22 protein-coding genes are annotated in these 23,088 nt (G+C 74.1%); 15 read left to right on the plus strand and 7 right to left on the minus strand.

The genetic code is table 11. The features are described 5' to 3' along the window. Window positions 1-72: 72 nt before the first annotated feature. The gene (locus OM98_RS06585) at window positions 73-1,059 is read right to left on the minus strand and encodes an NADP-dependent oxidoreductase (protein ID WP_010533808.1); all 987 of its coding nucleotides are present in this window, start codon (window positions 1,057-1,059) and stop codon (window positions 73-75) included. Between the two features lie 184 nt (window positions 1,060-1,243). On the opposite strand from OM98_RS06585, the gene OM98_RS06590 reads away from it, so the two are divergent. Beyond that, a complete protein-coding gene (locus OM98_RS06590; RefSeq protein WP_010533809.1) occupies window positions 1,244-2,428 on the plus strand; it encodes a molybdopterin molybdotransferase MoeA in 1,185 nt (394 codons plus the stop codon). 74 nt (window positions 2,429-2,502) lie between these two features. After that, complete coding sequence (locus OM98_RS06595) at window positions 2,503-3,165, plus strand: PH domain-containing protein (RefSeq protein ID WP_010533810.1); 663 nt, start codon at window positions 2,503-2,505, stop codon at window positions 3,163-3,165. A 72-nt stretch (window positions 3,166-3,237) separates the two neighbouring features. Here OM98_RS06595 and OM98_RS06600 read toward each other — a convergent pair whose 3' ends face one another. From OM98_RS06600 to OM98_RS06615, 4 genes are read right to left on the minus strand one after another with little or no spacing between them, the layout of a single operon-like run. Continuing rightward, the gene (locus tag OM98_RS06600) at window positions 3,238-4,962 is read right to left on the minus strand and encodes an ABC transporter family substrate-binding protein (protein WP_010533811.1); all 1,725 of its coding nucleotides are present in this window, start codon (window positions 4,960-4,962) and stop codon (window positions 3,238-3,240) included. 30 nt (window positions 4,963-4,992) lie between these two features. Next, on the minus strand, window positions 4,993-7,089 hold the full coding sequence (locus tag OM98_RS06605) for an ABC transporter ATP-binding protein (protein WP_010533812.1): 2,097 nt from the start codon (window positions 7,087-7,089) through the stop codon (window positions 4,993-4,995). Next, entirely contained in the window at window positions 7,082-8,098 is a 1,017-nt protein-coding gene (locus OM98_RS06610; RefSeq protein WP_010533813.1) for an ABC transporter permease, read from the minus strand. The genes OM98_RS06605 and OM98_RS06610 overlap by 8 nt, the downstream gene beginning before the upstream one ends. A 9-nt stretch (window positions 8,099-8,107) precedes the next feature. Further along, a complete protein-coding gene (locus OM98_RS06615) occupies window positions 8,108-9,094 on the minus strand; it encodes an ABC transporter permease (protein WP_010533814.1) in 987 nt (328 codons plus the stop codon). A gap of 381 nt (window positions 9,095-9,475) precedes the next feature. On the opposite strand from OM98_RS06615, the gene OM98_RS06620 reads away from it, so the two are divergent. Then, window positions 9,476-10,585 (plus strand): ThiF family adenylyltransferase, encoded by a 1,110-nt coding sequence (locus OM98_RS06620; protein WP_010533815.1) that lies wholly within the window; start codon window positions 9,476-9,478, stop codon window positions 10,583-10,585. A gap of 19 nt (window positions 10,586-10,604) precedes the next feature. Here the strand turns inward: OM98_RS06620 and OM98_RS06625 are convergent, their stop codons facing one another. After that, entirely contained in the window at window positions 10,605-10,850 is a 246-nt protein-coding gene (locus tag OM98_RS06625; protein ID WP_010533816.1) for a MoaD/ThiS family protein, read from the minus strand. 60 nt (window positions 10,851-10,910) lie between these two features. After that, complete coding sequence (moaA, locus tag OM98_RS06630) at window positions 10,911-12,005, minus strand: GTP 3',8-cyclase MoaA (RefSeq protein WP_010533817.1); 1,095 nt, start codon at window positions 12,003-12,005, stop codon at window positions 10,911-10,913. A 216-nt stretch (window positions 12,006-12,221) separates the two neighbouring features. Between moaA and OM98_RS06635 the strand changes: the two genes are divergently transcribed. The 12 genes from OM98_RS06635 (at window position 12,222) to OM98_RS06690 (ending at window position 23,006) form a co-directional block, all read left to right on the plus strand. After that, window positions 12,222-13,550 carry a molybdopterin molybdotransferase MoeA gene (locus tag OM98_RS06635; RefSeq protein WP_010533818.1) on the plus strand — a complete coding sequence of 443 codons (1,329 nt, stop codon included), beginning with the start codon at window positions 12,222-12,224 and terminating at the stop codon, window positions 13,548-13,550. Beyond that, window positions 13,547-14,098 (plus strand): cyclic pyranopterin monophosphate synthase MoaC, encoded by a 552-nt coding sequence (gene moaC / locus OM98_RS06640; RefSeq protein ID WP_010533819.1) that lies wholly within the window; start codon window positions 13,547-13,549, stop codon window positions 14,096-14,098. The genes OM98_RS06635 and moaC overlap by 4 nt, the downstream gene beginning before the upstream one ends. Window positions 14,099-14,103: 5 nt before the next feature. After that, window positions 14,104-14,643: a MogA/MoaB family molybdenum cofactor biosynthesis protein gene (locus OM98_RS06645; protein ID WP_010533820.1), complete on the plus strand. Its 540-nt coding sequence runs from the start codon at window positions 14,104-14,106 to the stop codon at window positions 14,641-14,643. Continuing rightward, entirely contained in the window at window positions 14,640-15,098 is a 459-nt protein-coding gene (locus OM98_RS06650; RefSeq protein ID WP_010533821.1) for a molybdenum cofactor biosynthesis protein MoaE, read from the plus strand. Before OM98_RS06645 ends, OM98_RS06650 begins: the two co-directional genes overlap by 4 nt. Before the next feature lie 8 nt (window positions 15,099-15,106). Further along, a complete protein-coding gene (locus OM98_RS06655) occupies window positions 15,107-15,814 on the plus strand; it encodes a GAP family protein (RefSeq protein ID WP_175285960.1) in 708 nt (235 codons plus the stop codon). Window positions 15,815-15,845: 31 nt separating this feature from the next. Then, complete coding sequence (locus OM98_RS06660) at window positions 15,846-16,760, plus strand: metallophosphoesterase family protein (RefSeq protein ID WP_010533823.1); 915 nt, start codon at window positions 15,846-15,848, stop codon at window positions 16,758-16,760. 182 nt (window positions 16,761-16,942) lie between these two features. Continuing rightward, window positions 16,943-17,239, plus strand: coding sequence for a co-chaperone GroES (gene groES, locus OM98_RS06665; protein ID WP_010533824.1), 297 nt, complete (start codon window positions 16,943-16,945; stop codon window positions 17,237-17,239). A 22-nt stretch (window positions 17,240-17,261) separates the two neighbouring features. Beyond that, complete coding sequence (gene groL / locus OM98_RS06670) at window positions 17,262-18,851, plus strand: chaperonin GroEL (protein WP_010533825.1); 1,590 nt, start codon at window positions 17,262-17,264, stop codon at window positions 18,849-18,851. A gap of 187 nt (window positions 18,852-19,038) precedes the next feature. Next, window positions 19,039-19,737: a hypothetical protein gene (locus OM98_RS06675; protein WP_010533826.1), complete on the plus strand. Its 699-nt coding sequence runs from the start codon at window positions 19,039-19,041 to the stop codon at window positions 19,735-19,737. Continuing rightward, window positions 19,734-20,744, plus strand: a complete 1,011-nt coding sequence (locus OM98_RS06680; protein ID WP_010533827.1) for a pseudouridine synthase — start codon at window positions 19,734-19,736, stop codon at window positions 20,742-20,744. The genes OM98_RS06675 and OM98_RS06680 overlap by 4 nt, the downstream gene beginning before the upstream one ends. 159 nt (window positions 20,745-20,903) lie before the next feature. After that, on the plus strand, window positions 20,904-21,602 hold the full coding sequence (locus OM98_RS06685; RefSeq protein WP_245528745.1) for a hypothetical protein: 699 nt from the start codon (window positions 20,904-20,906) through the stop codon (window positions 21,600-21,602). 51 nt (window positions 21,603-21,653) lie between these two features. Then, window positions 21,654-23,006, plus strand: coding sequence for a threonine/serine exporter family protein (locus OM98_RS06690; RefSeq protein ID WP_010533829.1), 1,353 nt, complete (start codon window positions 21,654-21,656; stop codon window positions 23,004-23,006). Window positions 23,007-23,088 lie beyond the last annotated feature (82 nt).

The raw sequence follows: 23,088 nt of genomic DNA on the forward strand, positions 1-23,088 counted from the left end.
CCGGGCAGGGGACCGGGTGACGGGCGGGACGGGCCGCCCGCCACGGGAGTCAGGCGCTGGGGTGCGCGCGGGTCAGGCGTGGGCGTCCAGCACCAGCTTGCCGCGGGTGTGGCCCTCCTCCAGCAGCCGGTGCGCCTCGGCGATCTCGCCCAGCGGCAGCACCTGCGAGGCCTCCAGCGGGTAGGCGCCGGAACGCAGTCCCTGCACCAGGTGGTCCAGGCGGTCACGGCCCGGCGTGATGCGCGGCACGTGCACCTCGATACCGCGCTCGATCGCCGGGGCGGTGTCCGCCAGGGAGGGCAGCACGACGATGCGGCCGCCGTCGGCGAGCACGTCCAGGCTCGGGCCGAAGGTCGAGAAGTAGTGGGTGTCCAGCACGACGTCCACGCCGCGCCCGCCGGTGGCGGCGGTGATCTCGGCCGGCCAGTCCTGCTCGTCGTAGGCGATGGGGGTGGCCCCGAGGGCGCGGATGCGCTCCGCGTTCGCCGCGCGGCCGGTGGCCCACACCTGCGCGGCCCCGGCCTCGAGCGCCATCGGGATCAGCAGCTGGCCGACGCCGCCGGCGCCGCCGTGCACCAGCACGGTCTCGCCCTCGCGGATCGCGGCATCATCCTGGATCGCGGCGATGGCGGTCAGGCCGACCAGGGCCAGCCCCGCCCAGCGGGGCAGGTCCTCGGCGGTGACCTCCCCGGGGATCGGGGCGAGGTCGTCGGCGGAGATCGCGATGACCTCGGCGGCGGTGCCGCGGCGGTCGCCCGGGGCGCGCATCCCGAACACGCGGGTGCCGGGGGCGAGGCCGCGCGCCTCCAGCTCGAACTCGTCCAGGCCGTCGCCGGAGCCGACCACCACCCCGGCCATCTCCCGGCCGGTGCCGGCGGGCAGCTCCAGATCCTTCGCCATCCCGGAGGAGCCGTCGCGGATCTTGTAGTCCAGGGGGTTCAGCCCGACGTAGGACACCTCGACCAGCACCTCCTCCGGCGCCGGGTCGGGCCGGGGGGCGTCGGTGTGCAGGGTCAGGACCTCGGGGCCGCCGAAGCGATCGAAGCGGATCTCACGCATGGTCCCATTCTGCACCCGGGAGCCGAGGGGTGGGGGAGGCCCCGCGGGACGGCTTGACCGGGCGGGGGACGCAGGAGCGAGCAGCGGCAGGTGGCGACGGGATGCGACGGTGGAGAGTCCCGGCCCTGCCCAGCGTGCCCGTGCGAAGATGCCAGCACTGTCCCCGTGCGCCGAGGAGGAGCCGATGCGCCCCGAGCGACCCGACCCCTGGGCCTGGCGCGCACGGCTGCTCGACCACCTCGCCGTCGCCCCGCGCCGGGAGACCGTCGCGCTCGCCGCCGCCCGCGGCCGGCTGCTGGCCACGCCGCTACTGGCCCCCGATCCGCTGCCCGCGCACCCCGTCGCCGCGATGGACGGCTTCGCCGTGCGTCACGCGGACCTCGGCTGCGAGCCGCTGGAGGTCGCCGCCGAGCTGCCCGCCCGGCCGGGGGTCCCGGCGCCGCTGCCGCCCGGCACCGCCGCCCGCATCATGACCGGCGCCCCGATCCCCGCCGGCGCCGACACGGTCGTGCCCGTCGAGGACAGCGACGCCCGCCCCACCGGTCCGGCCCCCCGCCGGGTGCGGCTGCGGGAGACGCCGCGCGGACGGCACGTGCGCACCGCGGGGGAGGAGGTGTCCCGCGGGCAGGTGCTCGCCGAGGCCGGGGACCGCGTCGGCGCCGGACTGCTGGGCCTGGCCGCGACCCTCGGCATCACCACCCTGCCCGTCTGGGCGCGGCCCCGCCTCACCGTCGTCGCCACCGGCGACGAGCTGAGCGGCGAGGAGGTCCCGGGGGCGGTGCGCGAGTCCAACGGGGCGATGCTGCGCGCCGTGCTCGAGGCCGAGGGCGCCGCCGTGCGCACCCTGCGCAGCGGCGACGACCCCGATCAGCTCCACCGCGTGCTCGACGGGGCTGCCCGGGGCGCCGACCTGGTGGTCACCACCGGCGGCATCAGCCAGGGCGCCGTCGACGTGGTCAAGGCGGCCCTCGGCCCCCGCGGCACCGGCACCTCCCGCTTCGTGCACCTGGCCCTGCGCCCCGGCGGCCCCCAGGGCGCCGGCACCCTGCCCGGCCCGTCCGGCACCACGGTGCCCGTCGTGCACCTGCCCGGCACCCCCGTCGGGGCGCTCGTGGGGGCGCAGCTCTTCGTGCGGCCGCTGCTGCCCGGCGCCGACGCCCGCCCGCGGCGCGTCGACCTCACCGGCACGCTGCCCGAGATCCGACCCGGCACCACCACGGCCCTGCCCGGACGCCTCCGCCTCGGCGCCGACGGTCGCGAGGCGGTGGAGATCCTCGAGGGCAGCCGCCTGGCGCCGTACGGCCGTGCCGAGATGGTGGTGCTGCTGGAGGGTCAGGAGCGCGGCAGCGCGCTCGCGATCCGGCTCTGACCTCGGCACCTCTGCCCTGGGTCATCCCGCGCGATCCCCAGGCAACCCCGGGGCGCCGCCCCTAGAGTGGATCCATGCCCTTCAGCCCCTCCGCTCCCGCCCCCGACCCGGGCGGCCGGGTGACCCTCCGACCCCGCAGCGCCCTGGTGATCTGCGTGCTCGCCGCCGTGGTGGCGCTCGCGCTCTCCGCGGAGGCGGTGATCGCGACCGGCTGGGCCGGGGTGGCGCTGCTGCCCCTGCCGCTGTTCCTGCTCGCCGGGGTGTGGGCCCTGCTGTGGGCGCCCTGCCTGGTGATCGACGACGATCACGTGGAGGTGCGGAACATCCTGCGCATCCACCGGGTGCCCTTCGCCGCGATCGAGCGGGTGCGGCTCGGTTCGATGCTGCGTCTCGACGTGCGGGGCGCCGAGGGCGAGGAGCGGACGATCACGGCGTGGAACGCGCCGGGGCTGCCGCGGGACACCCCCTGGCGGCGGCGCGACACCGGGCACGGCGAGGCCCCCCGGGGCGCCCGGGAGCGGCGCCGGGAACGGCCCAGCGCCGAGCAGCGCCTGCTACGGGACCAGCAGGCGAGCCCCTCGGCCTTGCTCGGACGCCGGATGGACGCCTGGGAGAACCGCGCAGGCACGAGCACCGGCACGGACGCCGCGCCACCATCGACCACCCGCCCGCACGTCGAGGTGCTCGCCGTCCTCGGGGCGGCCACCGCCCTGCTGGCGGTGCGACTGCTCGTCTGAGTCCCCCCGAGACAGGGACGGGGCCCCTCCGCCGTGCGGCGGAGGGGCCCCGTCCTGTGGGTCCGGGTGGGATCAGGAGCTGATGCCGACCTGGGTCCAGTCCGGGTACTCGAACAGGTGCGCCCCGAAGTTCACGATGCCCTCCTTGACGCCCCACACCTCGGGGGTCGCGTAGAAGGGGATCACCGTGTACGACTCGGCCTGCACGGTGGAGAACTCGTTGGCGAGCTCCTGCCGGGCGGCGTCGTCGAACTCGGCCTGGATCTGCGAGTCGAGATCCGCGAGGCGGTCGTCCGAGTAGTTGGTGTAGTTCTGCTGCGAGTCCACCGGGGTGTAGATGTTGGTGGAGCTCGTCTCCGGGAAGGGCGTGCCGACCCAGGAGAAGGTGACCATGTCGAAGGCCTTCGGGTTCACGTACTCGTCGAAGTAGGCGTCGCCGGGAACCTCCTGGATCTCGACGGTGACGCCGAGGGCGCTCAGGTTCGTCATCACCTGGTTGGCACGGTCCGCGTTCGACTTGGTCTCGGCGGGGACCACGATGCCCAGGGTGAGGGTCTCCCCGTCCTTGGTGCGGCTCTCACCCTCCAGGGTCCAACCGGCCTCGTCGAGCAGGGCGCCGGCGGCGTCCGCGTCGAAGGTCAGGCCGCCGAAGGAGTCGGCATAGCCCTCCTGGCCGGGCATGTAGATGAAGTTGTCGTTCAGCACCACCGGGGCGCCGAGCGGCTCCACCACGGCCCGACCGACGGCGTCGCGGTCCACGCCGCGGGCGATGGCCTCACGCACCAGGGGATCGGCCAGGGCGCCGTTGCCGCCCTCCACGTTCAGCGTGAGGTGGGTCCAGGTGAGGCCGTTGGTGCGCTGGATGGTCGCATCCGAGCGGCCCTCAGCCTGGGAGAGCACGTCGCCGGTGCCGATGTTCAGGATGTCGATCTCGCCGTTGGCGAAGGACTGGGGCTGGGTGGTCTGCTCCACCACGCGGTAGACGATCGACTCGAGCTTGGGGGCGCGGCCCCACCAGTTCTCGTTCGGCACCAGGGTGACCACGCCGCCGGTCTGGTCGAGGCTGTCCACCTTGAAGGGGCCCTTGGAGGGGGTCGGGGTGTCCACGTGGCCCTCGTTCCAGGTGTCCACGTCCCCGGAGATCGAGGCGGGCACGTCCGGGTGCAGCAGGGTGATCCAGTCGACGAAGGGCTCGGCGAAAACCATCTCGGCGGTGTACTCGTCGTCGGTCTGGGTGATCGACTCGATCTTGTCCCAGCCGGTGGTGGTCGCCACCTGGTAGTCCTCGTTCGAGCCGTTGCAAGCCTGCCAGAAGGAGATCAGGTCGTCGATGACGATCGGGGAGCCGTCCTCCCAGACGGCATCGGGGTTCAGGCTCAGCGCCACGGTCTGCGGGTCCTCGCTGGTCAGCTCCGCGGAGGCGATGTAGTCGGGGTTGATGCTCGCCTCGCCGTCCGCGCTCATCAGGATGAAGAGCGCTTCGGAGCCGCCGCCCATGGGGCCGAGCACGTCGGAGAGGTCGGCCAGCGCGCCGTCGGCGTGCTGGTACACCCAGTTGTTCGGGAGCTGGTTCACCGCGCGGGTCAGGGTGCCGCCCTCGGGCACGTCCGCGTAGTCCATGCTCTCCCAGCCGGTGTTGGGCAGGTCGCCCTGCGCCTCGGCGGCGGCGTCGTTGTCGGCGGCGGCCTGGGAGGCCTGCTCCTCGGCGGACTGCTGGCCGCAGGCGGCGAGGGCGGCGGCGCTGCCCACGACGCCGGTGCCGGCGAGGAACAGTCGGCGGGTGCTCGTGATCTTCATGGGGGATTCCTCTTCCTGGTGGGGACGTCGTCAGGGGGTGACGGACGGTTGGGGGGCGGCGTCGACGGTGTCGAGCCGGTCGATGGAGTCCACGTGGTGGCAGGCCACCCGCGAGGCTCCGTGGCGGACGGGGGTCGGGTCCTCGCCGTGGCAACGGCCGCGACGCTCCTCGTCGAGCAGCGGCAGCAGCGGGCAGCGGGAGGCGAAGTTGCAGCCCGGGATGTCCTCCGTGGGGCTGGGCTGGTCGCCGGTCAGCAGGATCCGGCGGCGGCTGCGCTCGGTCACCGGATCGGGGACCGGCACGGCGCTCATCAGGGCCCGGGTGTAGGGGTGGCGGGCCTTCTCGTAGACCTCGGCGACGGGGCCGTACTCGACGATGCGACCGAGGTACATCACGGCGATGGTGTCGGCGATCTCGCGGACGATCGCGAGGTCGTGGGCGACGAACAGGTAGGACAGCCCGAGGCGGTCGCGCAGGTCCTCCAGCAGGTTGATCACCCCGGCCTGCACGGACACGTCGAGCGCGGAGACCGGTTCGTCCAGCACCAGCACCTTCGGCTCGGTGATCAGCGCCCGGGCGATGCCGATGCGCTGGCGCTGCCCCCCGGAGAACTCGTGGGGGTAGCGGTCGGCCATCTCGGGTTCGAGACCCACCAGCTCCAGCATCTCCCCGATGCGGCGGTCGCGCTCCTGGCGCGGCACCTTGTGCACGGTGAGGGGTTCGCAGATGATCTCGCCCACCGGGAGGCGGGGGTCGACGGCGGCCATCGGGTCCTGGAAGACGATCTGCACGTCCTTGCGCAGGGCCAGGCGGCTCTTCTTGTCGAGCGTGGAGACGTCCTTGCCGGCCACCACCAGGGAGCCGGACTGCGGGGGCACCAGCTCCATCAGCTCAAGGCTGGTGGTGGACTTGCCGGAGCCGGACTCGCCGACCAGGCCGAGAGTCTGGCCGGGCTGCACCTCGAAGTCGACCCCGTCGACCGCCTTCACGGTGCCCACCACGCGGCGGAACACGGCGCCGCGGTACAGGGGGAAGTGCCGCACCAGGCCCTCGGCGGCGACGATCGGCCCGGCGTCCTCCCGGACCGCGACCTCGCGCTGCTCGGGTTCGGGGCGGGGGAAGACGTCCTCGGGGCGGAGGGTGCCCGCGGCGATCTCCTCGGCGCGGTGGCAGGCCACGGCGCGGCCGTCGCCGAAACGCGCCTCCAGTTCCGGCTCCTCCGCGCGGCAGCGGTCCACCGCCGCGGGGCAGCGCTCAGCGAAGGGACAGCCGACCAGCGGCTTGGCGAGGTTCGGCGGGCGCCCCTCCAGGGGCACCAGGCGCTGCTCGCCCGCGGTCAGCATGTTCGGCACCGAGCGCAGCAGACCCATCGTGTAGGGCATGTGCGGGGCCGCGAAGATCTCGTCCACGCCGGAGGTCTCCACCAGCTTCCCGGCGTACATCACCGCGACCCGGTCGACGTTGCCCGCGACCACGCCGAGGTCATGGGTGATCAGCACGACCGCGGCGCCGGTGACCTCCTTGGCGGTCTGCAGCACCTCGAGCACCTGCGCCTGGATGGTGACGTCCAGGGCGGTGGTGGGCTCGTCGGCGATGATCAGCGAGGGGTCGTTCGCCATCGCGATGGCGATCATGGCCCGCTGGCGCATGCCGCCGGAGAACTCGTGGGGGAAGGCCTTCAGGCGGCGTTCGGCGCCGGGGATGCCGACCAGCTCCAGCAGCTCCACGGCCCGCTTGTGGGCGCTGTCCGCCCGCAGCCCCTTGTGGTGCAGGTGCAGGGCCTCCTCGATCTGCTGGCCCACCGTGTAGACGGGGGTCAGGGCGGAGAGGGGGTCCTGGAAGATCATCGAGATCTGGTCGCCGCGCAGGGCGGAGAGCTCCCGGTCGGTCATGCCCAGCAGGGACTGGCCGCGGAATCGGAGGTCGCCCTCGATGCGGGCCGAGGTGGGCAGCAGGCCCATCACGGCGAGGGAGGAGACGGACTTGCCGGAGCCGGACTCGCCGACGATCCCGAGGAACTCGCCCTCGTCGACGCGGTAGTCCACGCCGCGCACGGCCCGGACGTCGCCGGAGGTGCTCGGGAAGGTGACGGTCAGGTCCTTCACCTGCAGCAGGGGCTCAGGCACGGTTCACCTCGCTGGTGGGGTCGATGGCGTCGCGCAGGGCGTCGCCGACCAGGGCGACGCCGGTCAGCAGGGCGACGAGGAAGCCGGCCGGGATCACGAACAGCCAGGGGCGGGAGACGGCGGCGCCGGTGCCGTCCTGGAGCAGGGTGCCCAGGGAGACGGCGGGGGCCTGGATGCCGAGGCCGAAGAAGGACAGGGAGGTCTCGGCGAGGATCGCCATCGCGACGCCGAGGGCCGCGTCGATGATCAGCAGCGAAGCGACGTTCGGGATGATGTGGCGCCGCAGGATCGCGAGGGTGCCCACCCCCATGAAGCGGGCCGCCTTGACGTACTCGCGCTCCTTCAGCGACTTCGTCTGGTTCTTCACGATCTGGGCCATGATCATCCAGCTGAACAGGCCGATCGCGATGACCAGCAGCAGCCAGGAGGGCATGAAGCCGATCCACTGCAGCCATTCGGGCAGGGTCTCCGGCGTCGCGAGTGCGGGGGAGATGATCATCAACATGTAGAAGACCGGCAGCACCAGCAGCAGGTTGATCAGCGAGTTGGTGAGGGTCTCGAAGATGCCGCCCAGGTACCCCGCGAGGGAGCCCAGGAATGCGGCGACCAGGGTGGCCAGGGGCGCCGCCAGGAAGCCGATCAGCAGGGACATGCGCAGGGCCTCGGTCATGGAGGCGTAGAGGTCCATGCCGATCGCGTCGGTGCCGAAGTAGTGCTGCGCGCTCGGCGGGGAGTTGAAGCTGTAGGGGTCCGCCTGGTTCAGCTCGTACACGTTGATCAGGTCCCCGAACAGGGCGAACAGCACGATCAGCAGGACGATCACGCCGCCGATCCAGAAGTTCGGCTTGGTGCGCAGGCGGCGCAGCACCAGGCGAGAGCGGGAGACCGGACGATAGGGCTTGTCCTCCTGCCGGCGACGGTTGCGCTTCTGGTGCCGGGCGAGGCCCGCGGTGGGCTCGAGGTCCTCGGCGAGGTCCCCGGCGCGGTCGGCCGGGGGCGTGGTGGACATCGTCAAGGCTCAGACCCTCACTCTCGGATCGAGGGCGGCGTACAACACCTCGGAGAGGGTGGAGCTGATCAGCAGCAGGATCGCGGTGAAGCAGACGGTGCCGGCGAGGGCATTCACATCGGACTGCTGCACCGCCTGGATGCCGTACTGGCCCATGCCGCGCCAGGAGAAGACGATCTCGAGGAAGGCCGAGCCGGAGACCAGGGTCCCGAAGTTGTAGGCGAAGTAGGTGGACATGGGGATCAGGGCGACCCGCACACCGTGCTTGACCAGGGCGCGGCTGCGGGTGGCGCCCTTGGCCCGGGCGGTGCGGATGTAGTCGCTGCCCAGCACGTCGAGCATGATCGAGCGCTGGTAGCGCGAGTACCCGGCGGCGCCGAACAGGGCCAGCGCGATGGTGGGCAGCAGCAGATGGACGCCGTAGTCCCACCACTTCTCCCAGCCCGTGAATCCGGGGGTGTAGGAGCCGGTGAAGCGGATCGCCTGGAAGCCGAGCAGGTTGTTCAGCTCCGTCGCCAGGATCATCAGCACCACGCCGCCGACGAAGGTGGGGGTGGAGATGAGCACGAAGGAGGCGTAGGAGACGATCTGGTCCGAGGCCTTGTACTGCCGCACGGCGCCCCAGACGCCGAGCACCACGCCCAGCACGGCCGCGATGAGGGAGCCGAGCACCAGCAGGCGCAGGCTCACCCCCGCCCGGGTGCCCATCTCCTGGATCACCCAGTTGCCGGTGAGGTCCTGGCCGAGCTTCTCCGGGAAGGGCTCGGTGATGATCCGCTCGAACCACCACCAGGCGCGCAGCAGGACGGGGTCCTTGTCGTTGATCCCGTAGCCGGAGAGGATGGCGTCCTGCGTCGACTCCGGGATCGGGGGGTTTCGGCCGAGGTAGCGCTTGCGCGGGTAGAAGAACAGGCTCGCCGCGATGTACACGAAGACGGTCGCGAAGGCCGTGAGGATCGCGTAGTTGACGAAGCGGCGCAGGATGTAGGTGGTCATCCGCGGACCTCCGGATGACCGGAGGTCGGGGCGGGGGCCCTGGTGATTCCCGGGCAGACGTCCCGGGCGGGGGACCCGGACGGACGAAGCTGGTGGAGCACGGGGGAAGTCCTCGGATGGTCGGAACGCGGACCCACGTCGGTGGGGGACCGGCGAGTAATTTCCAGCACTGTAGGCCACGTCACGTGTGCCCGCTTGCATTCTCGCGAGGCCATGTTCGAATCGTTACCGAGCCTCCGTCCCTGCTGGTCACCTCCTCGGGCTGCCACATGCCGGAAAGGGCTGGTGCGGAGGGTGCTCCTGTGCATGACACACCCTCGGGGGCTCCTGAAGGGTGAACCGTCCGGTCCGGTCCAGCCGCCTCCGAGGGAGGATGGGCCCATGACCCCCGACCCCGCCGCCGCGCGCTACGCCCGCCAGACCCGCCTGCCCGAGCTGGGCCTCGCGGGGCAGGAGCGCCTGGGCCGCTCCCGGGTGGCGGTGGTCGGTGCCGGGGGACTCGGCGCACCCGTGCTCACCTACCTGGCCGCGGCGGGCGTCGGCCACCTCACCGTGATCGACCCGGACCGGGTGGAGGCCAGCAACCTGCACCGGCAGGTGCTGTTCACCGCCGCCGACGAGGGCCGGGAGAAGGCCCGCGTGGCCGCCGAGCGCCTCACCGCGCTGAACCCCGAGGTGCAGGTCGAGCCCGTGGTGGACGCCGTGGTGCCCGGCACCGCCCTCGCGCTGCTGGCCGGCCACGACCTGGTGATCGACGGGGCCGACAACTTCCCCACCCGCTACCTGGTCTCCGACGCCTGCGAGATTCTCGATCTGCCCGAGGTGTGGGGCTCGATCCTGGGCTTCGCCGGGCAGGTGGCGGTGTTCCACGGCGCCGCCGGCACCGGTCCCACCTACCGAGACCTTCACCCGGTGCCGCCGCGGCCGGGGGAGGTGCCCAGCTGCGCCGAGGCCGGAGTGCTCGGCATGCTCTGCGGCACCATCGGCGCGACCATGGCGATGGAGGCGGTGAAGGTGCTGACCGGCATCGGCGAGAGCCTGCACGGCCGGGTGCTGCTGCACGACGCCCTGCGCGGACGCTGGGACGAGCTGCCGCTGGCCCGCGACCCGCGGCGCGCCCCCGTCACCGAGCTGGAGGACCTGCGGCTGAGCTGCGGCCTGCCCGGTCCCGGCGGGGACAGCGAGGAGGTCACCGCCGCGGAGCTGTCCGCGCTGCTCGCCGCCGGGGTGCGGCTGATCGACATCCGCGAGGCCGAGGAGGTGGTCGGCGGCATGGTCGCCGGGGCCGAGCACCGGCCGATGGGCACGCTGCTCGCCGCGCCGCCCGCGGGGCTGGCCGGCGCGGTGCTGACCTGCGCCGCCGGCACCCGCTCGGCGAGCGCGCAGCGGCTGCTCGCGGAGCAGGGGATCCGGGTGCGGTCCCTGCGCGGGGGCATGGAGGCGGTGCGGGCCGCCGGTCCGCCCGCGGGGATCGAGATCGTGCCGGGCTGAGGCCCGCGCCTCGCGCCGGTCAGCCGCCCGCGAAGGGCGGCAGCACGTCGATGCGGTCGCCCTCGTGCAGCACCTGCGCGGTGTCGCGGCAGGCGACGGCGTTGACCAGCAGGCTGGAGCGGCCGATCACGGTGACGGCCCGCTCGCTCGCGCCCGCGCAGAGGTCCGCGACGGCCTCGGCGACGGTCGCTCCCTCGGCGGTGGCGGCATCGGCGCCGTACTCGGCGGCGGCTCCGGCGAAGAGGCGGACGGGGACGACGGGCATGGGCTCCTCCGGCGGGATCGGGGTGGCGGCGAACGGGGCGGGACGGGCGCAGGGGAGGGCTCAGCCACCGATGGCGCTCATCGGACGGGTGGGCTGGACGAAGTCGGGGCGGTCCATGCCGTGCCCGGCGGCCTTGCCCCAGTGCGCGGCCCGCCAGATCTCGGCCAGCTCGTGATCGCTCGCGCCGCCGCGCAGGGCGGCGCGCAGGTCGGTCTCCCCGCGGGAGAACAGGCAGGTGCGCACGCTGCCCTCGGCGGTGAGTCGGGTGCGGCGGCAGTCCCCGCAGAAGGGCCGGGTCACCGAGGCGATGATGCCCATCCGGCCGCGGTACCGGCCGGTCGCCCGGTCGTGCACCTCGAACAGCTCGGCGGGGGCGCCCTCGCGGGGCTCGTCCACGGGGGTGAGTCGCACCAGCGGCGCCAGCATCTCGTGGACGTCGTCGGCGGTGACCATCGCGCCGCGCTCCCAGGTGTGCCCGGCGTCCAGCGGCATCTGCTCGATGACCCGCAGCTGCAGGTCCCGCCGCAGGCACCACTCCAGCAGCTCCGGCAGCTCGTGGCCGTTCACCCCGGGCAGCAGCACGGCGTTGACCTTGATCGGGGTCAGCCCCGCCGCGCGGGCCCCCTCGATCCCGGCGAGCACCCGGTGCAGCAGCGGCCGCCGGGCCATCGCGGTGAAGGTCTCGGGCACCACGGTGTCCAGGGAGACGTTGATCCGGTCCAGCCCGGCCGCGCGCAGCCCCTCGGCGCGGGCGTCCAGGCCGATCGCGTTCGTGGTGAGGGAGATGTCCGGCCGCGGCTCCAGGGCCGCGATGCCGGCGATGATCTCGGGCAGGTCGGGGCGGGTCAGCGGCTCCCCGCCGGTCAGCCGCACCTGCCGCACCCCGAGCTGCTCGACGCCCACCCGCACCAGCCGCACCAGCTCCTCCGCGGCCAGCAGCTGGCCCTTGGGCAGGAACTCGAGGCCCTCGGCGGGCATGCAGTAGGTGCAGCGCAGGTTGCAGAAGTCGGTGAGGGAGAGCCGCAGGTCGGTCGCCGCGCGGCCGAAGCGGTCCACCAGGGCGGGGGAGGCGGGACGGTCCGCGGTGTCGGGCAGGTCGGCCAGGGCGGGATCGGCCGCGCGCGGGCGGGGGATCCCGAGGGCGATGCGTGCCATGTCCACCTCCTGGCTGCGGGCGGGGCAGGGCCCCGCGGTGCGGCCGCCACGGTCCGGTCCGGGCGCCCCACCAGGATAGGACGCCTCTATCCTGGACGGGGCGGCCGAGGGCCCGACGAACCGGACGATCGCCGTCCCGCGGCGATACAGGCCGCACCGGCCGTTCCGTCCCCTTCACTGCCATCCCGCCCGCCCCGTCCCCGATCGAGGAGCCCCGTGACGCAGCGCATCCCCCTGGCCGAGCACGTGGCCGATGCGCGGGCGCTGCTCGACGCGGTGCGCGGCCGCCGCCCCGTCGCCGTGGACGCCGCGGCCCTCGGCCGGATCGCCGCCGAGCCCGTCCGTGCCCGCATCGACGTGCCCGGCGTGGACAACTCCCAGATGGACGGCTTCGCCCTCCGCGCCGCCGACCTGCGCGGCACCGCCACCCTCACGCTGCCGCTCGGCGCCCCCATCGCCGCCGGCGACGCCCCCTCCGCGCTCGATCCCGGCACCGCCCGAGCCATCATGACCGGCGCCCCGCTGCCCGCCGGGGCCGAACTGGTGGTCCCCGTCGAGGAGAGCGCCCGCGGCACCTTCACCGCCGAGCCCACGGCGGGGACCGCCGATGCGGACCCCGAAGACTGGACGTCCGATCCGGGCATCGTCACCCTCACCCCCGCCTCCGCCGAGCCCGGTCGCTACGTGCGCCGCCGCGGCTCCGACACCCGCGCCGGGGACACCGTGCTGCGCGAGGGCCAGGCCCTGACCGCCGCCCGGATCGCCCACCTCGCCTCCTGCGGTGTCCGGGAGATCGAGGCCTGGGAGCCGCTGCGGGTCGTCGTCTGCTCCACCGGCAGCGAGGTCGGCGCCGACGCACCTGACGCCCTGCGCACCGAAGCCCTGTGCCCCGAAGAATCTGGCGCGCCCGCCCGCGCCACCATCGGCGACGCCAACGGGCCCGGCCTCGCCGCCGCCCTCAGCGAGGCCGGGGCGGTCGTGGTCGCCACCGCCGTCGTCCCCGACGACGCCCAGACCCTGCTGACCACCCTGCGCGAGCTCGCCGCCGTCCACGACGCCGATCTGATCGTCACCAGCGGCGGCGTCAGCCAGGGCGCCTACGAGGTGGTCCGCCGGGCCGCCGCGCACGAGGGTGTCACCCTCGCCTTCCCCACCCTCGCGATCCAGCCCGGCGGCCCGCAGGGCATCGGCTCCCTCGCACTCGACGACCGCCCCGTGCCGTGGATGGCCCTGCCCGGCAACCCCGTCTCCGCCCTGCTCGGCGCCGAGCTGATCCTGCGCCCCGCCCTCGGCGCGCCGCCCCGGCCCCGCCTGCGCCTGCCCCTGCAGCTCGAGGCGCCCGAGCCCTCCCCGGCCCACCTGGACCAGTACCGCCGCGCCTACCTGCTGCCCTCGGGTCGGGTGCGCCTGGCCGGCGGCCCCTCCTCCCACCTGCTCGGTGCGCTCGCCGGGGCCGACGCCCTGGTGCTGGTTCCCCGCGGCGTGGGCGCCGTGCACGACGGCGACGAGCTCGAGACCCTGCTGCTGCCCGGAGGTGGCCGATGACCCCCGCACCCCGACCCGAGCACCACGATCAGCGCGACCAGCGCGACGACCGGCTCTCGCACGTCCGCGCCGATGGCTCCGCCCACATGGTCGACGTGACCGCCAAGCCCGCCACCGCCCGTACCGCCACCGCCCGCGGGGCCGTGCGCACCCGCGCCGACGTGATCGCCCGCATCGCCGAGGGCGAGCTGCCCAAGGGTGAGGCGCTGGCCACGGCCCGGCTGGCCGGGATCATGGGCGCCAAGCGCACCCACGAGCTGATCCCGCTGTGCCATCCGCTGCCGATCGGCGGGATCGAGGTGGAGCTGCACCCCGCCGGGGACCGCGTCGAGATCACCGCGACCGTGCGCACCACCGGCGCCACCGGGGTGGAGATGGAGGCGCTGACCGCCGTGACCGTCGCCGGCCTCACCGTGATCGACATGATCAAGGCCGTGGACCGCGCCGCCGCGATCGTGGACGTCGAGGTGGTGGAGAAGGCCGGCGGCCGCAGCGGCACCTGGCGCCGCGAGCACGGCACCGCCTCCGGCCCGGGGGAGGGCGCATGAGGGAGATGCCCGCCCGCCGCAGCGACGCCGACTGCCGCGCCCGCGACGACGAGGCGCCCGCGCCCGCCCTGCACGGCAGCGGCCGCGTCATCGTCGCCTCCACCCGCGCCGCCGACGGCACCTACGAGGACCGCACCGGCCCGCTGCTGGTGGAGTGGCTGCGCGGCCGCGGCCTGGACCCCGTCGACCGCGAGGTGGTCCCCGACGGGCCCGCCGTCGGCGAGGCCGTCGGCCGCGCCATCGCCGAGGGCACCGACGTCGTCCTCACCACCGGCGGCACCGGCATCGCCCCCGGCGACGTCACCCCCGAGCAGACCGCGCCCCATCTGGAGCGCGAGCTGCCGGGCATCCTCGAGGAGGTGCGCCGCCGCGGCGCCGGCACCGCCCCCGCGGCCCTGCTCAGCCGGGGCCTGGCCGGGATGGCCGGCCGCAGCCTGGTGGTGAACCTGCCCGGCTCCCGCGGCGGGGTGCGCGACGGCATCGCCGTGCTCGACCCGATCCTCGACCACCTGCTCGACCAGCGCGACGGAGGCGACCACGCATGAGCACGTCCGAGTCCGACGAGCAGGTGCCGGCTGCCCGGGTGCGTCATGCCGAGGTGACCCTCGCGCCCGTCGACGCCGCCACCATGGCCGCCGCCGTCGCCGATCCGCGCTGCGGCGCCCTGGTCACCTTCGACGGGGTGGTGCGCGACCACGACGAGGGCCGCGGCGTCACCCGCCTCGAATACACCGCCCACCCCGGCGCGGGGGAGGAGATCGCGGCCGTCGCCGCCGAGGTCGCCGCCCGGCACCCCGAGGTGCTGCTCGCCCTCGCCCACCGTCACGGCCCCCTCGCCATCGGGGAGACCGCCCTGGCCTGCGCCGTCGCCGCCCCGCACCGCAAGGCCGCCTTCGCCGCCTGCGACGACCTGGTGGACACGGTGAAGGCGCGGCTGCCGATCTGGAAGCACCAGCACTTCACGGACGGCAGCGACGAATGGGTGGGGGCGCTCGGGTGATCTCCGACATGGCCGCGCTGATCGGCGCCGCCGTCAGCCTGCTGGGCCTGGGCCTGGTGATGGGCACCAGCCCCACCCTGTACGCGATCGTGATGAAGATGCTCTCCACCACCACGCGGCCCGTGCGCACGGTCGCCTGGATCACCGTGGGCGTCGCGATCGGCACCACCGTCCTGCTGTTCGTGTTCCGCCTGGTCGATCCGGAGACCATCACCGAGCTGCTGGAGGCCCGCGCCGAGCGCTTCCTCATCCGCCGCACCGTGGACCTGGTGGCGGCGGGCCTGTTCATCGCCGCCGGGGTGTGGATGCTGACCCGGCTGCGCCGCCCCCGCGGGGAGCCCAAGCCCGCCGCGACGCCCCGCACCGAGGCGCCGCCCCTGCTGATCGCCACCGGCACCCTGAACGCCCTGATCGGCGTCAGCGGCATGGCCACCATGTACATCACCGGTCGCGTGATCGCCTCCGCCAGCCGCGACCTGCTCGTCGAGGCCGGGCTGTACGCGATCTTCCTGGTCGCCGTCGTCGGCCCCTACCTGCTGCTGGCCGTGCTCTGGGCCCGCTACCCGGGCCTCGGCCACCGCATCCGCGACGTGACCGACCGCTTCTCCCACCTGGACCTGCGGCCCCTGCTGGCCATCGCCCTGATCGTCGCGGGCGTCGTGTTCGCGGTGCTCGGCCTGCTCGGCCCCGACACCCCGGACCACCTGCGGCGCTGACCCGCCCCCGGCGGCCCCGTAGCCTTCGCCCATGCGCCTCCTGCACCTCAGCGACACGCACCTGCTCGGCGACCCGGACGCCCGGCACTACGAGCGGATCGACACCGCCGCCGCCCTGCGCGGCCTGCTGGACCGGCTCGACCTCACCGGGCTGGACCTGATCGTCCACACCGGCGACGCCTCCGAGGACGGCAGCGAGGCCAGCTACCGCCTGCTGCACGAGATCCTCGATCCCGTGGCCGCCGCGGCCGGGGCGCCGCTGGTGGTCGCGATGGGCAACCACGACGCCCCCGGCGCCTACGCCGCCGTCCGAGGCCCCGGTGACCGCGGGGACGCGGTGCAGGACCGGGTGCTCGTGCTGCCCGGCGGTGGCCGGGTGGTGGTGCTGGACAGCAGCGTCCCGGGCGCCGGCTACGGCCGCCTGGACCCGGAGCAGCTCGCCTGGCTGCGGGAGGTGCTCGCCGAGCCAGCCCCGGCCGGTCCGGCGGGGGAGCGGTACGGCACGATCCTCGCCCTGCACCATCCGCCGCTGCCCGCGGCGACCCCGCTGCTGGAGGCCCTCAGCCTGCAGGATCCCATCGCCCTCGCGGAGGCGGTGGCCGGCGGCGACGTCCGACTGATCCTCAGCGGCCACTACCACCACCCGATGAGCGGGGAGATGGCCGGCATCCCGGTGCAGGTCGCCCCCGGCGTCACCACCGTCATGGACCCCCTCGCCCCCGACGGCATCGAGCGCGCCCACGCCCTCAGCGGCGCCACCCGGATCGAGCTGGCACCCCTGCCCGCGGACGGCCCCGCGCCCGCCCCGCGCGTCGCCACCACGGTCCTCCCCAGCGCGGGGGACACCCACGGCGAGCCCTCCACCCCCGCCTACCGCTACGACGCGGAGACCGTCGCCGCGATCATCGCCGCGGCGGGTCCGCCCCGGCATCGGCCCACGGCCTAGCACTCGTCTTGCACGAGTGCCAGAGCGGTCCTAGAGTTGGCTCCGTTGGCAGTCGACGGCCGAGAGTGCCAGAGGCTGCCAGAGGGATCCATCCCCGCTCGGCACCGCGACGACGAACGGGACCCCGGATCCCTGGACCCAGAACTCGAACCGAGTCATCTCTTCATGAAGGAGGGAGCCGCATGTCGGTCTCCATCAAGCCCCTCGAGGATCGCGTCGTCGTCAAGCCGCTGGAGGCGGAGCAGACCACGGCCTCCGGTCTGGTCATCCCCGACACCGCCAAGGAGAAGCCCCAGGAGGGCGAGGTCGTCGCCGTCGGCGCCGGCCGCTTCGACGACAAGGGCGAGCGCGTCCCGATGGACGTCTCCGTGGGCGACAAGGTCGTCTTCTCCAAGTACGGCGGCACCGAGCTGAAGTACGGCAACGAGGAGTTCCTGGTGCTCGGCGCCCGCGACATCCTCGCCATCATCACCGACTGAGCGAACTGAGGCATACGAAGCTATGGCCAAGGAGATCATCTACGACGAGGAGGCGCGCCGCGCGCTCGAGCGCGGCGTCGACAAGCTCGCCAACACCGTCAAGGTGACGCTGGGCCCCAAGGGCCGCAACGTCGTCCTGGACAAGAAGTGGGGCGCCCCCACGATCACCAACGACGGCGTCACCATCGCCCGCGAGATCGAGCTCGAGGACCCCTACGAGAACCTCGGCGCGCAGCTCGCGAAGGAGGTGTCCACCAAGACCAACGACGTCGCCGGTGACGGCACCACCACCGCCACCGTGCTCGCCCAGGCGCTCGTGCACGAGGGTCTGCGCAACGTCGCCTCGGGTGCGGCCCCCGCCGCCCTCAAGCGCGGCATCGAGCAGGCCGTCGAGGCCGTGTCCGCCAAGCTCGGCGAGCTCGCCACCCCCGTGGACGGCAAGGAGCAGATCGCGAACGTCGCGGCCGTCTCCAGCCAGGACCGCGAGATCGGCGAGCTGCTGGCCGAGGCCTTCGACAAGGTCGGCAAGGACGGCGTCATCACCGTGGAGGAGTCCTCCACCACCGCGATGGAGCTCGACTTCACCGAGGGCATGCAGTTCGACAAGGGCTACATCTCCCCGCACTTCGTCACCGACGGGGACCGCCAGGAGGCCGTGCTCGAGGACGCCCAGGTGCTGCTCGTGCAGGGCAAGATCTCGGCCGTCGCCGACATCCTGCCGCTGCTGGAGAAGGTCGTCGAGGGCGGCAAGCCGCTGTTCATCATCGCCGAGGACGTCGACGGCGAGGCCCTGTCCACGCTGGTCGTCAACAAGATCCGCGGCACCTTCAAGGGCGCCGCCGTGAAGGCCCCTGCCTTCGGTGACCGCCGCAAGGCGATGCTGCAGGACATCGCGGTGCTCACCGGCGCCCAGGTGGTCACGGCCGATCTCGGCCTGGACCTCAAGACCGTCGGCCCCGAGGTGCTCGGCCACGCCGGCCGCGTCGTCGTCACCAAGGACACCACCACCATCGTGGGCGGTGCCGGGGACGACGAGGCCGTCGCGGACCGGGTCGCGCAGATCCGCTCCGAGATCGCCAACTCCGACTCCGACTGGGACCGCGAGAAGCTCCAGGAGCGCCTCGCGAAGCTCTCCGGCGGCGTGTCCGTCATCAAGGTGGGCGCCCACACGGAGGTCGAGCTCAAGGAGAAGAAGATGCGCATCGAGGACGCGGTCTCCGCGACCCGTGCGGCCATCGAGGAGGGCATCGTGGCCGGTGGCGGCAGCGCCATCGTCCAGGCGGCCTCCGGTCTCGAGGAGCAGCTCGGCCTCACCGGTGACGAGGCCGTCGGCGCCCGCGCCGTCTCCCGCGCCGTGGTCGAGCCGCTGCGCTGGATCGCCGAGAACGCGGGCCTCGAGGGCTACGTCGTGGTGGAGAAGGTCAAGGAGTCCCCCGCGGGCCAGGGCCTGAACGCCGCCACCGGCGAGTACGAGGACCTGCTCGCGGCCGGCATCATCGACCCGGTGAAGGTGACCCGCTCCGCGCTGCGGAACGCCGCCTCCATCGCGGGCCTGGTGCTGACCACCGAGACCCTCGTGATCGAGAAGCAGGACGACGAGGACGAGAAGTGATCGACTGATCGTCCAGTCCGCCGGGAGGGCGGGCGCTGCGGGAGACCCCCGGAGCGCCCGCCCTTCTCGCGTCCCCGGTCGGCGCGCCGGGTGGGGACGTCTGCCCATCGGCGCGGTGTGCCAGGTGAGGCCCCGATCCGCCTAAGATGAAGCCGCCCACAGGACACCGCGGCACGAGGAGGAGACGGTGACACCGGATCCCCGCCGCGACGACCCCGCCGAGGACAGCCGCCCCACCCGCACCTTCGGCCCCCCGCCGCAGGTCGTCGTCGGCACCCTGGTGGCAGGCCTGGTCTTCGTGGTGGTCCTCGAGTTCCTGGTCATCATCAGCTTCCTCGGGCAGCGCCTGTGGCGGAACCCGCTGATCGGCCACGACCTCGTGTTCACCCTGCCCTTCCTGGTGTGGCTCGCCGTGGCGGCCGTCGTCGTGATCGGCATGCTGCGGGTGATGACCGGCTGGCTGCAGGTCGACGAGCACGGCTTCCGCCTGCGCGCCCTCGGACGGCGCGGCGTCGCCGGCTCCTGGCAGCGGGTCGGCCGGGTGCTGGCCGTGCGCGACATCGAGCGCGGCGCGAGCCCCGCCGAGATGCTCGAGGCCGTCGAGAACGCCTACGACGGCGTCTACCTGCTGGACCAGCAGGACCGCCGGCTGCTGGCCGTCTCCAGCCGCTTCTTCGGCCCCCGCGCCCAGCAGGCCACCCTGCGCCATGCCCGCGCCGCCGGGGTGCCCGTCGAGGAGATCGACGCGATCACCGCGAAGGACCTGCGCGAGCGGGCGCCGCAGGCCCTCACGGTGCTGGACCGGCACCCCACCCTGCTGCTGCTGGGCCTGGCGCTGTTCTACCTCGCCCACAACGTGCTGACCTTCGCCATCTGGGGCCTGTGAGCGCGGGCCCCGGCCGGGCCGCCCGTCGCCGGGCCCGACGTCCGCCGCCCCCGCTGTCGCAGCGGGACGGCCTGGACCCCGTGCACCACCGCCTCGGCCCCGCCGACCCCGGGGTCGGCGCCACTGCCCTGGCGGCGCTCGCGGCCCGCTTCCCGCCCCTGCTCGATCCCGCCGCCACCCCGCTCGCTCAGCGCTTCGCCGCCGGCGAGGTGGTCGACGCCCACGGGGTGCCCTGGACGGCCGGGCAGACCGTCCGCGCCGGCGACGAGCTCTGGTTCCACCGCGAGCCGGCCCCGGAGGACGTGCCCGACATCTCCCTGTCCGTGCTCCTGCACGATGAGCACCTGCTGGTGATCGACAAGCCGCCCGGGGTGGCCACCATGCCGCGCGGCGCCCACGTGTTCGGCAGCGCCCTGGTCCGTCTGCGGCGCGCCACCGGGATCACTGCCCTGAGCCCCGTCCACCGCCTGGACCTGCCCACCCGCGGGGTGCTCGCCTTCTCCGTGATGCCGACCGAGCGCGCCGCCTACCAGCAGCTCTTCGCCCGCGGCGAGGTCGCCAAGGAGTACCGCGCCCGGGTCGTGCCCGCGCCCGGTGCGGACCTGCCCGCGGCGGTGGGGGAGCGGACCGTCCTGGCGGACCGGCTGGAGAAGACGCGCGGGGTGCACCGCACCGACGTCGTGGCCGGGGCGCCCAACGCCGTCACCGAGGTCGAGCTGCTCGCGATCGGGTCCGACGGCACCCGGCTGCTGTCCCTGCGCCCCCGTACCGGCCGCACCCACCAGCTGCGGGCCCAGCTCGCCGCCCGCGGCGCCCCGATCCTCGGCGACGAGCTGTACAGGGACGAGCCGGGCGGGACGTCGAGGGCCCCGGGGCAGGTCCCGGACATCCCTGGACAGGGCCTGCAGCTGCTCGCCCGGCGCCTCGCCTTCCACGACCCCGTCACCGGCCAGGAGCGCAGCCTCACCAGCGCCCAGGACCTGGATCACGGGCCCACGGGCCGCTGACGGCCGGTTTGGGTACCTCTGTTATCCACCAGGGGGACAAAAGCGTCCTAAACGGGTGGTCCGGGCACGTACGCTGAACGGATGACGGTTCAACCTCCCGCTCCGGCCGAGGACGATCCCGCCGCACCCGTGCCGCGTCGCACGCGCCAAGGGGCGGTGGTGATCGGCCCGACCGTCGGTGCCCGCTGGGGGCCGGGCGCGGTGCTCGGCCTGCCGCTGGTCGCCCTGCTGCTGTCCCCCTTCGCGGGGGCGGGGCTGGACCAGTGGCGCCGGATGCGGCTCGTGGACGGGCACGAGGGCTGGATCGAGGCCGCCCTCGCTCCCGGGTGGGCGCAGATCCTCCTCGGGGCCGCGCTGCTGTGGCTGCTGTTCGCGGTCTGGGCGCTGATGCCCATGCTCGCCACACGCCAGGTGGTGTTCTACGACGACCGCTCCGGGGAGCTGCGGCTGCGCAAGGGGCTGCGCACCCTGGGCACCGCCCGGCTCGAGCACGTCGTGCACGCGGTAGGGGAGGCCGAGCGGGGCAGCCTCGGCCGCATCGGCCTGGTGGAGGAGCCCGGGGGCGAACTGCGCGAGTGGATGGTGCCGGAGATCGGCTGGGACTCCGCGGCCTTCGACGGTCTGCGGACCCTGCAGGAGGACGCCGGCCTGCGCCCCGCCCCCGAGCGCCAGGAGCTGGTGGCCGAGGCCCGCCGCGCCCGCCGCGAGGCGCTGCACCGCGAGCTGGCGGCACGCGCCGGGATGCCCTGGCGGCCCGAGTACGCTGAGGACGAGGCCGCCTTCCAGCACGAGTTCGACCGGGTGCGACGTGTGCTCGGCGGCAAGGAGCCCGCCCAGGACGGCGACCCCCGGCCCTGAGCCGGCCGCCGTCGGCGGCGGGGCGAGGCGCTCGACGGCCGGAGGAGCACGGTGACCCAGGACCCCACGGAGGAGACCCCGCATCCCCACGAGGATCCGGCCGACCCCGACCGGGCCCCGGGCGCGCCCTCCACCGCCACCAGCCCCCTCGGGATCCCCGACTCGCTCACGGTGCGCTCCGAGGCCGCCGCCGCGGTGGGGGAGACCCTGCTGGCCAGCGGCATGGCCTCCTACCGCGTGAAGGTCGCGATGGCCCGCACCGCCCGCGCCCTCGGTCTGGACTCCTTCACCGCCATCGTCACCTTCACCGACATCACCGCGACCGCCACGATGGACGGCCGCTACCGCACCCGCATCACCCGCCCCGACCACGTCGGCGTCAATGTCGACCACCTCCACCGCACCGTGCGGATGGTCGAGGAGCTGCCCGCGCGCGGCACCACCGCCGCCGAGATCTACGGATGGCTGGGCTCCATCCGCGCCCGCCGCCCACTGCACAGCGGCCCGGTGGCGGTGCTCGCCGCGGCCGTCGCCTGCGCCGCCTTCGCCTTCCTCAACCAGGCCGGCCCGCTGGAGATGCTGGCCGCCGGACTCGCCGCCGGCGTCGGCCAGGCCACCCGCCGCGCCGTGCAGCGCCGCCGCTGGAACCACTTGCTGGTCACGGTGCTCGCGGCCGTCGTCACCTCCGCCTGCTACCTGCTGCTCACCCAGGTGCCCGTCGCCCTCGGCCTGATCGGGCCCGGCCACCTGGGCGGTTTCCTCGCCTCCGTGCTGTTCCTGGTGCCCGGCTTCCCGCTGATCACCGGCCTGCTCGACCTGGTGCGCGGGGACTACTCCGCCGGTCTGGCCCGCCTCACCTATGCGGCCGTGATCATCGCCGGCGCCGCCTCCGCCGTGTGGTCCGTGGGGCTGGCCGCCGGCATCGACCCGGCCCCCTCCGCATCCCTGGTGCTGCCCTTCGCGGTGGAATGGCCTCTACGAGCCCTCGCGACCTTCGCGGGCGTGCTCGGCTTCGCGATCCTGTTCAACTCGCCCTGGCGGATCGCGCTCGCCGCGGCCTCGGTGTCCGTCCTCGCCAACTCCCTGCGCTTCCTGCTCACCGAGCTCGGCGCCCCCGTGCAGCTCGCCACCCTCGGCGCCACCGCGCTGGTGGGCGTGCTCGCCTACCTGCTGGCCCGCCGCTACCGGCTGCCGCGCACCGCGATCTCCGTGCCCGCCGTGGTGATCATGATCCCCGGCTTCGCGATGTACGGCGGGCTCGCCCTGCTGAACGCCGGGGACCTCACCGGCGGGGTGATGCTGCTCCAGGAGGCCCTGCTCACCGTGCTCGCTGCCGGCATGGGCCTGGCCCTGGCCCACTTGGCCACCTCCCCGGCCTGGCGTCTGGTCGACCACCCGCACTGAGACCGCGCCGCCGACGTCGCCATCCGCCTGCACGGAGCCCGCGCCGCGGACATCGCCGTCATCGCCGCCTCGGACCGGCCGT

Source organism: Brachybacterium squillarum M-6-3 (genome assembly GCF_000225825.1).
GTDB lineage: Bacteria > Actinomycetota > Actinomycetes > Actinomycetales > Dermabacteraceae > Brachybacterium > Brachybacterium squillarum.

Coding starts and splice junctions, on each gene's coding strand:
- OM98_RS06585 (WP_010533808.1), bottom strand. CDS start 1,059: ATGCGTGAGATCCGCTTCGATCGCTTCGGCGGCCCCGAGGTCCTGACC.
- OM98_RS06590 (WP_010533809.1), top strand. CDS start 1,244: ATGCGCCCCGAGCGACCCGACCCCTGGGCCTGGCGCGCACGGCTGCTC.
- OM98_RS06595 (WP_010533810.1), top strand. CDS start 2,503: ATGCCCTTCAGCCCCTCCGCTCCCGCCCCCGACCCGGGCGGCCGGGTG.
- OM98_RS06600 (WP_010533811.1), bottom strand. CDS start 4,962: ATGAAGATCACGAGCACCCGCCGACTGTTCCTCGCCGGCACCGGCGTC.
- OM98_RS06610 (WP_010533813.1), bottom strand. CDS start 8,098: ATGTCCACCACGCCCCCGGCCGACCGCGCCGGGGACCTCGCCGAGGAC.
- OM98_RS06615 (WP_010533814.1), bottom strand. CDS start 9,094: ATGACCACCTACATCCTGCGCCGCTTCGTCAACTACGCGATCCTCACG.
- OM98_RS06620 (WP_010533815.1), top strand. CDS start 9,476: ATGACCCCCGACCCCGCCGCCGCGCGCTACGCCCGCCAGACCCGCCTG.
- OM98_RS06625 (WP_010533816.1), bottom strand. CDS start 10,850: ATGCCCGTCGTCCCCGTCCGCCTCTTCGCCGGAGCCGCCGCCGAGTAC.
- moaA (WP_010533817.1), bottom strand. CDS start 12,005: ATGGCACGCATCGCCCTCGGGATCCCCCGCCCGCGCGCGGCCGATCCC.
- moaC (WP_010533819.1), top strand. CDS start 13,547: ATGACCCCCGCACCCCGACCCGAGCACCACGATCAGCGCGACCAGCGC.
- OM98_RS06645 (WP_010533820.1), top strand. CDS start 14,104: ATGCCCGCCCGCCGCAGCGACGCCGACTGCCGCGCCCGCGACGACGAG.
- OM98_RS06650 (WP_010533821.1), top strand. CDS start 14,640: ATGAGCACGTCCGAGTCCGACGAGCAGGTGCCGGCTGCCCGGGTGCGT.
- OM98_RS06655 (WP_175285960.1), top strand. CDS start 15,107: ATGGCCGCGCTGATCGGCGCCGCCGTCAGCCTGCTGGGCCTGGGCCTG.
- OM98_RS06660 (WP_010533823.1), top strand. CDS start 15,846: ATGCGCCTCCTGCACCTCAGCGACACGCACCTGCTCGGCGACCCGGAC.
- groES (WP_010533824.1), top strand. CDS start 16,943: ATGTCGGTCTCCATCAAGCCCCTCGAGGATCGCGTCGTCGTCAAGCCG.
- groL (WP_010533825.1), top strand. CDS start 17,262: ATGGCCAAGGAGATCATCTACGACGAGGAGGCGCGCCGCGCGCTCGAG.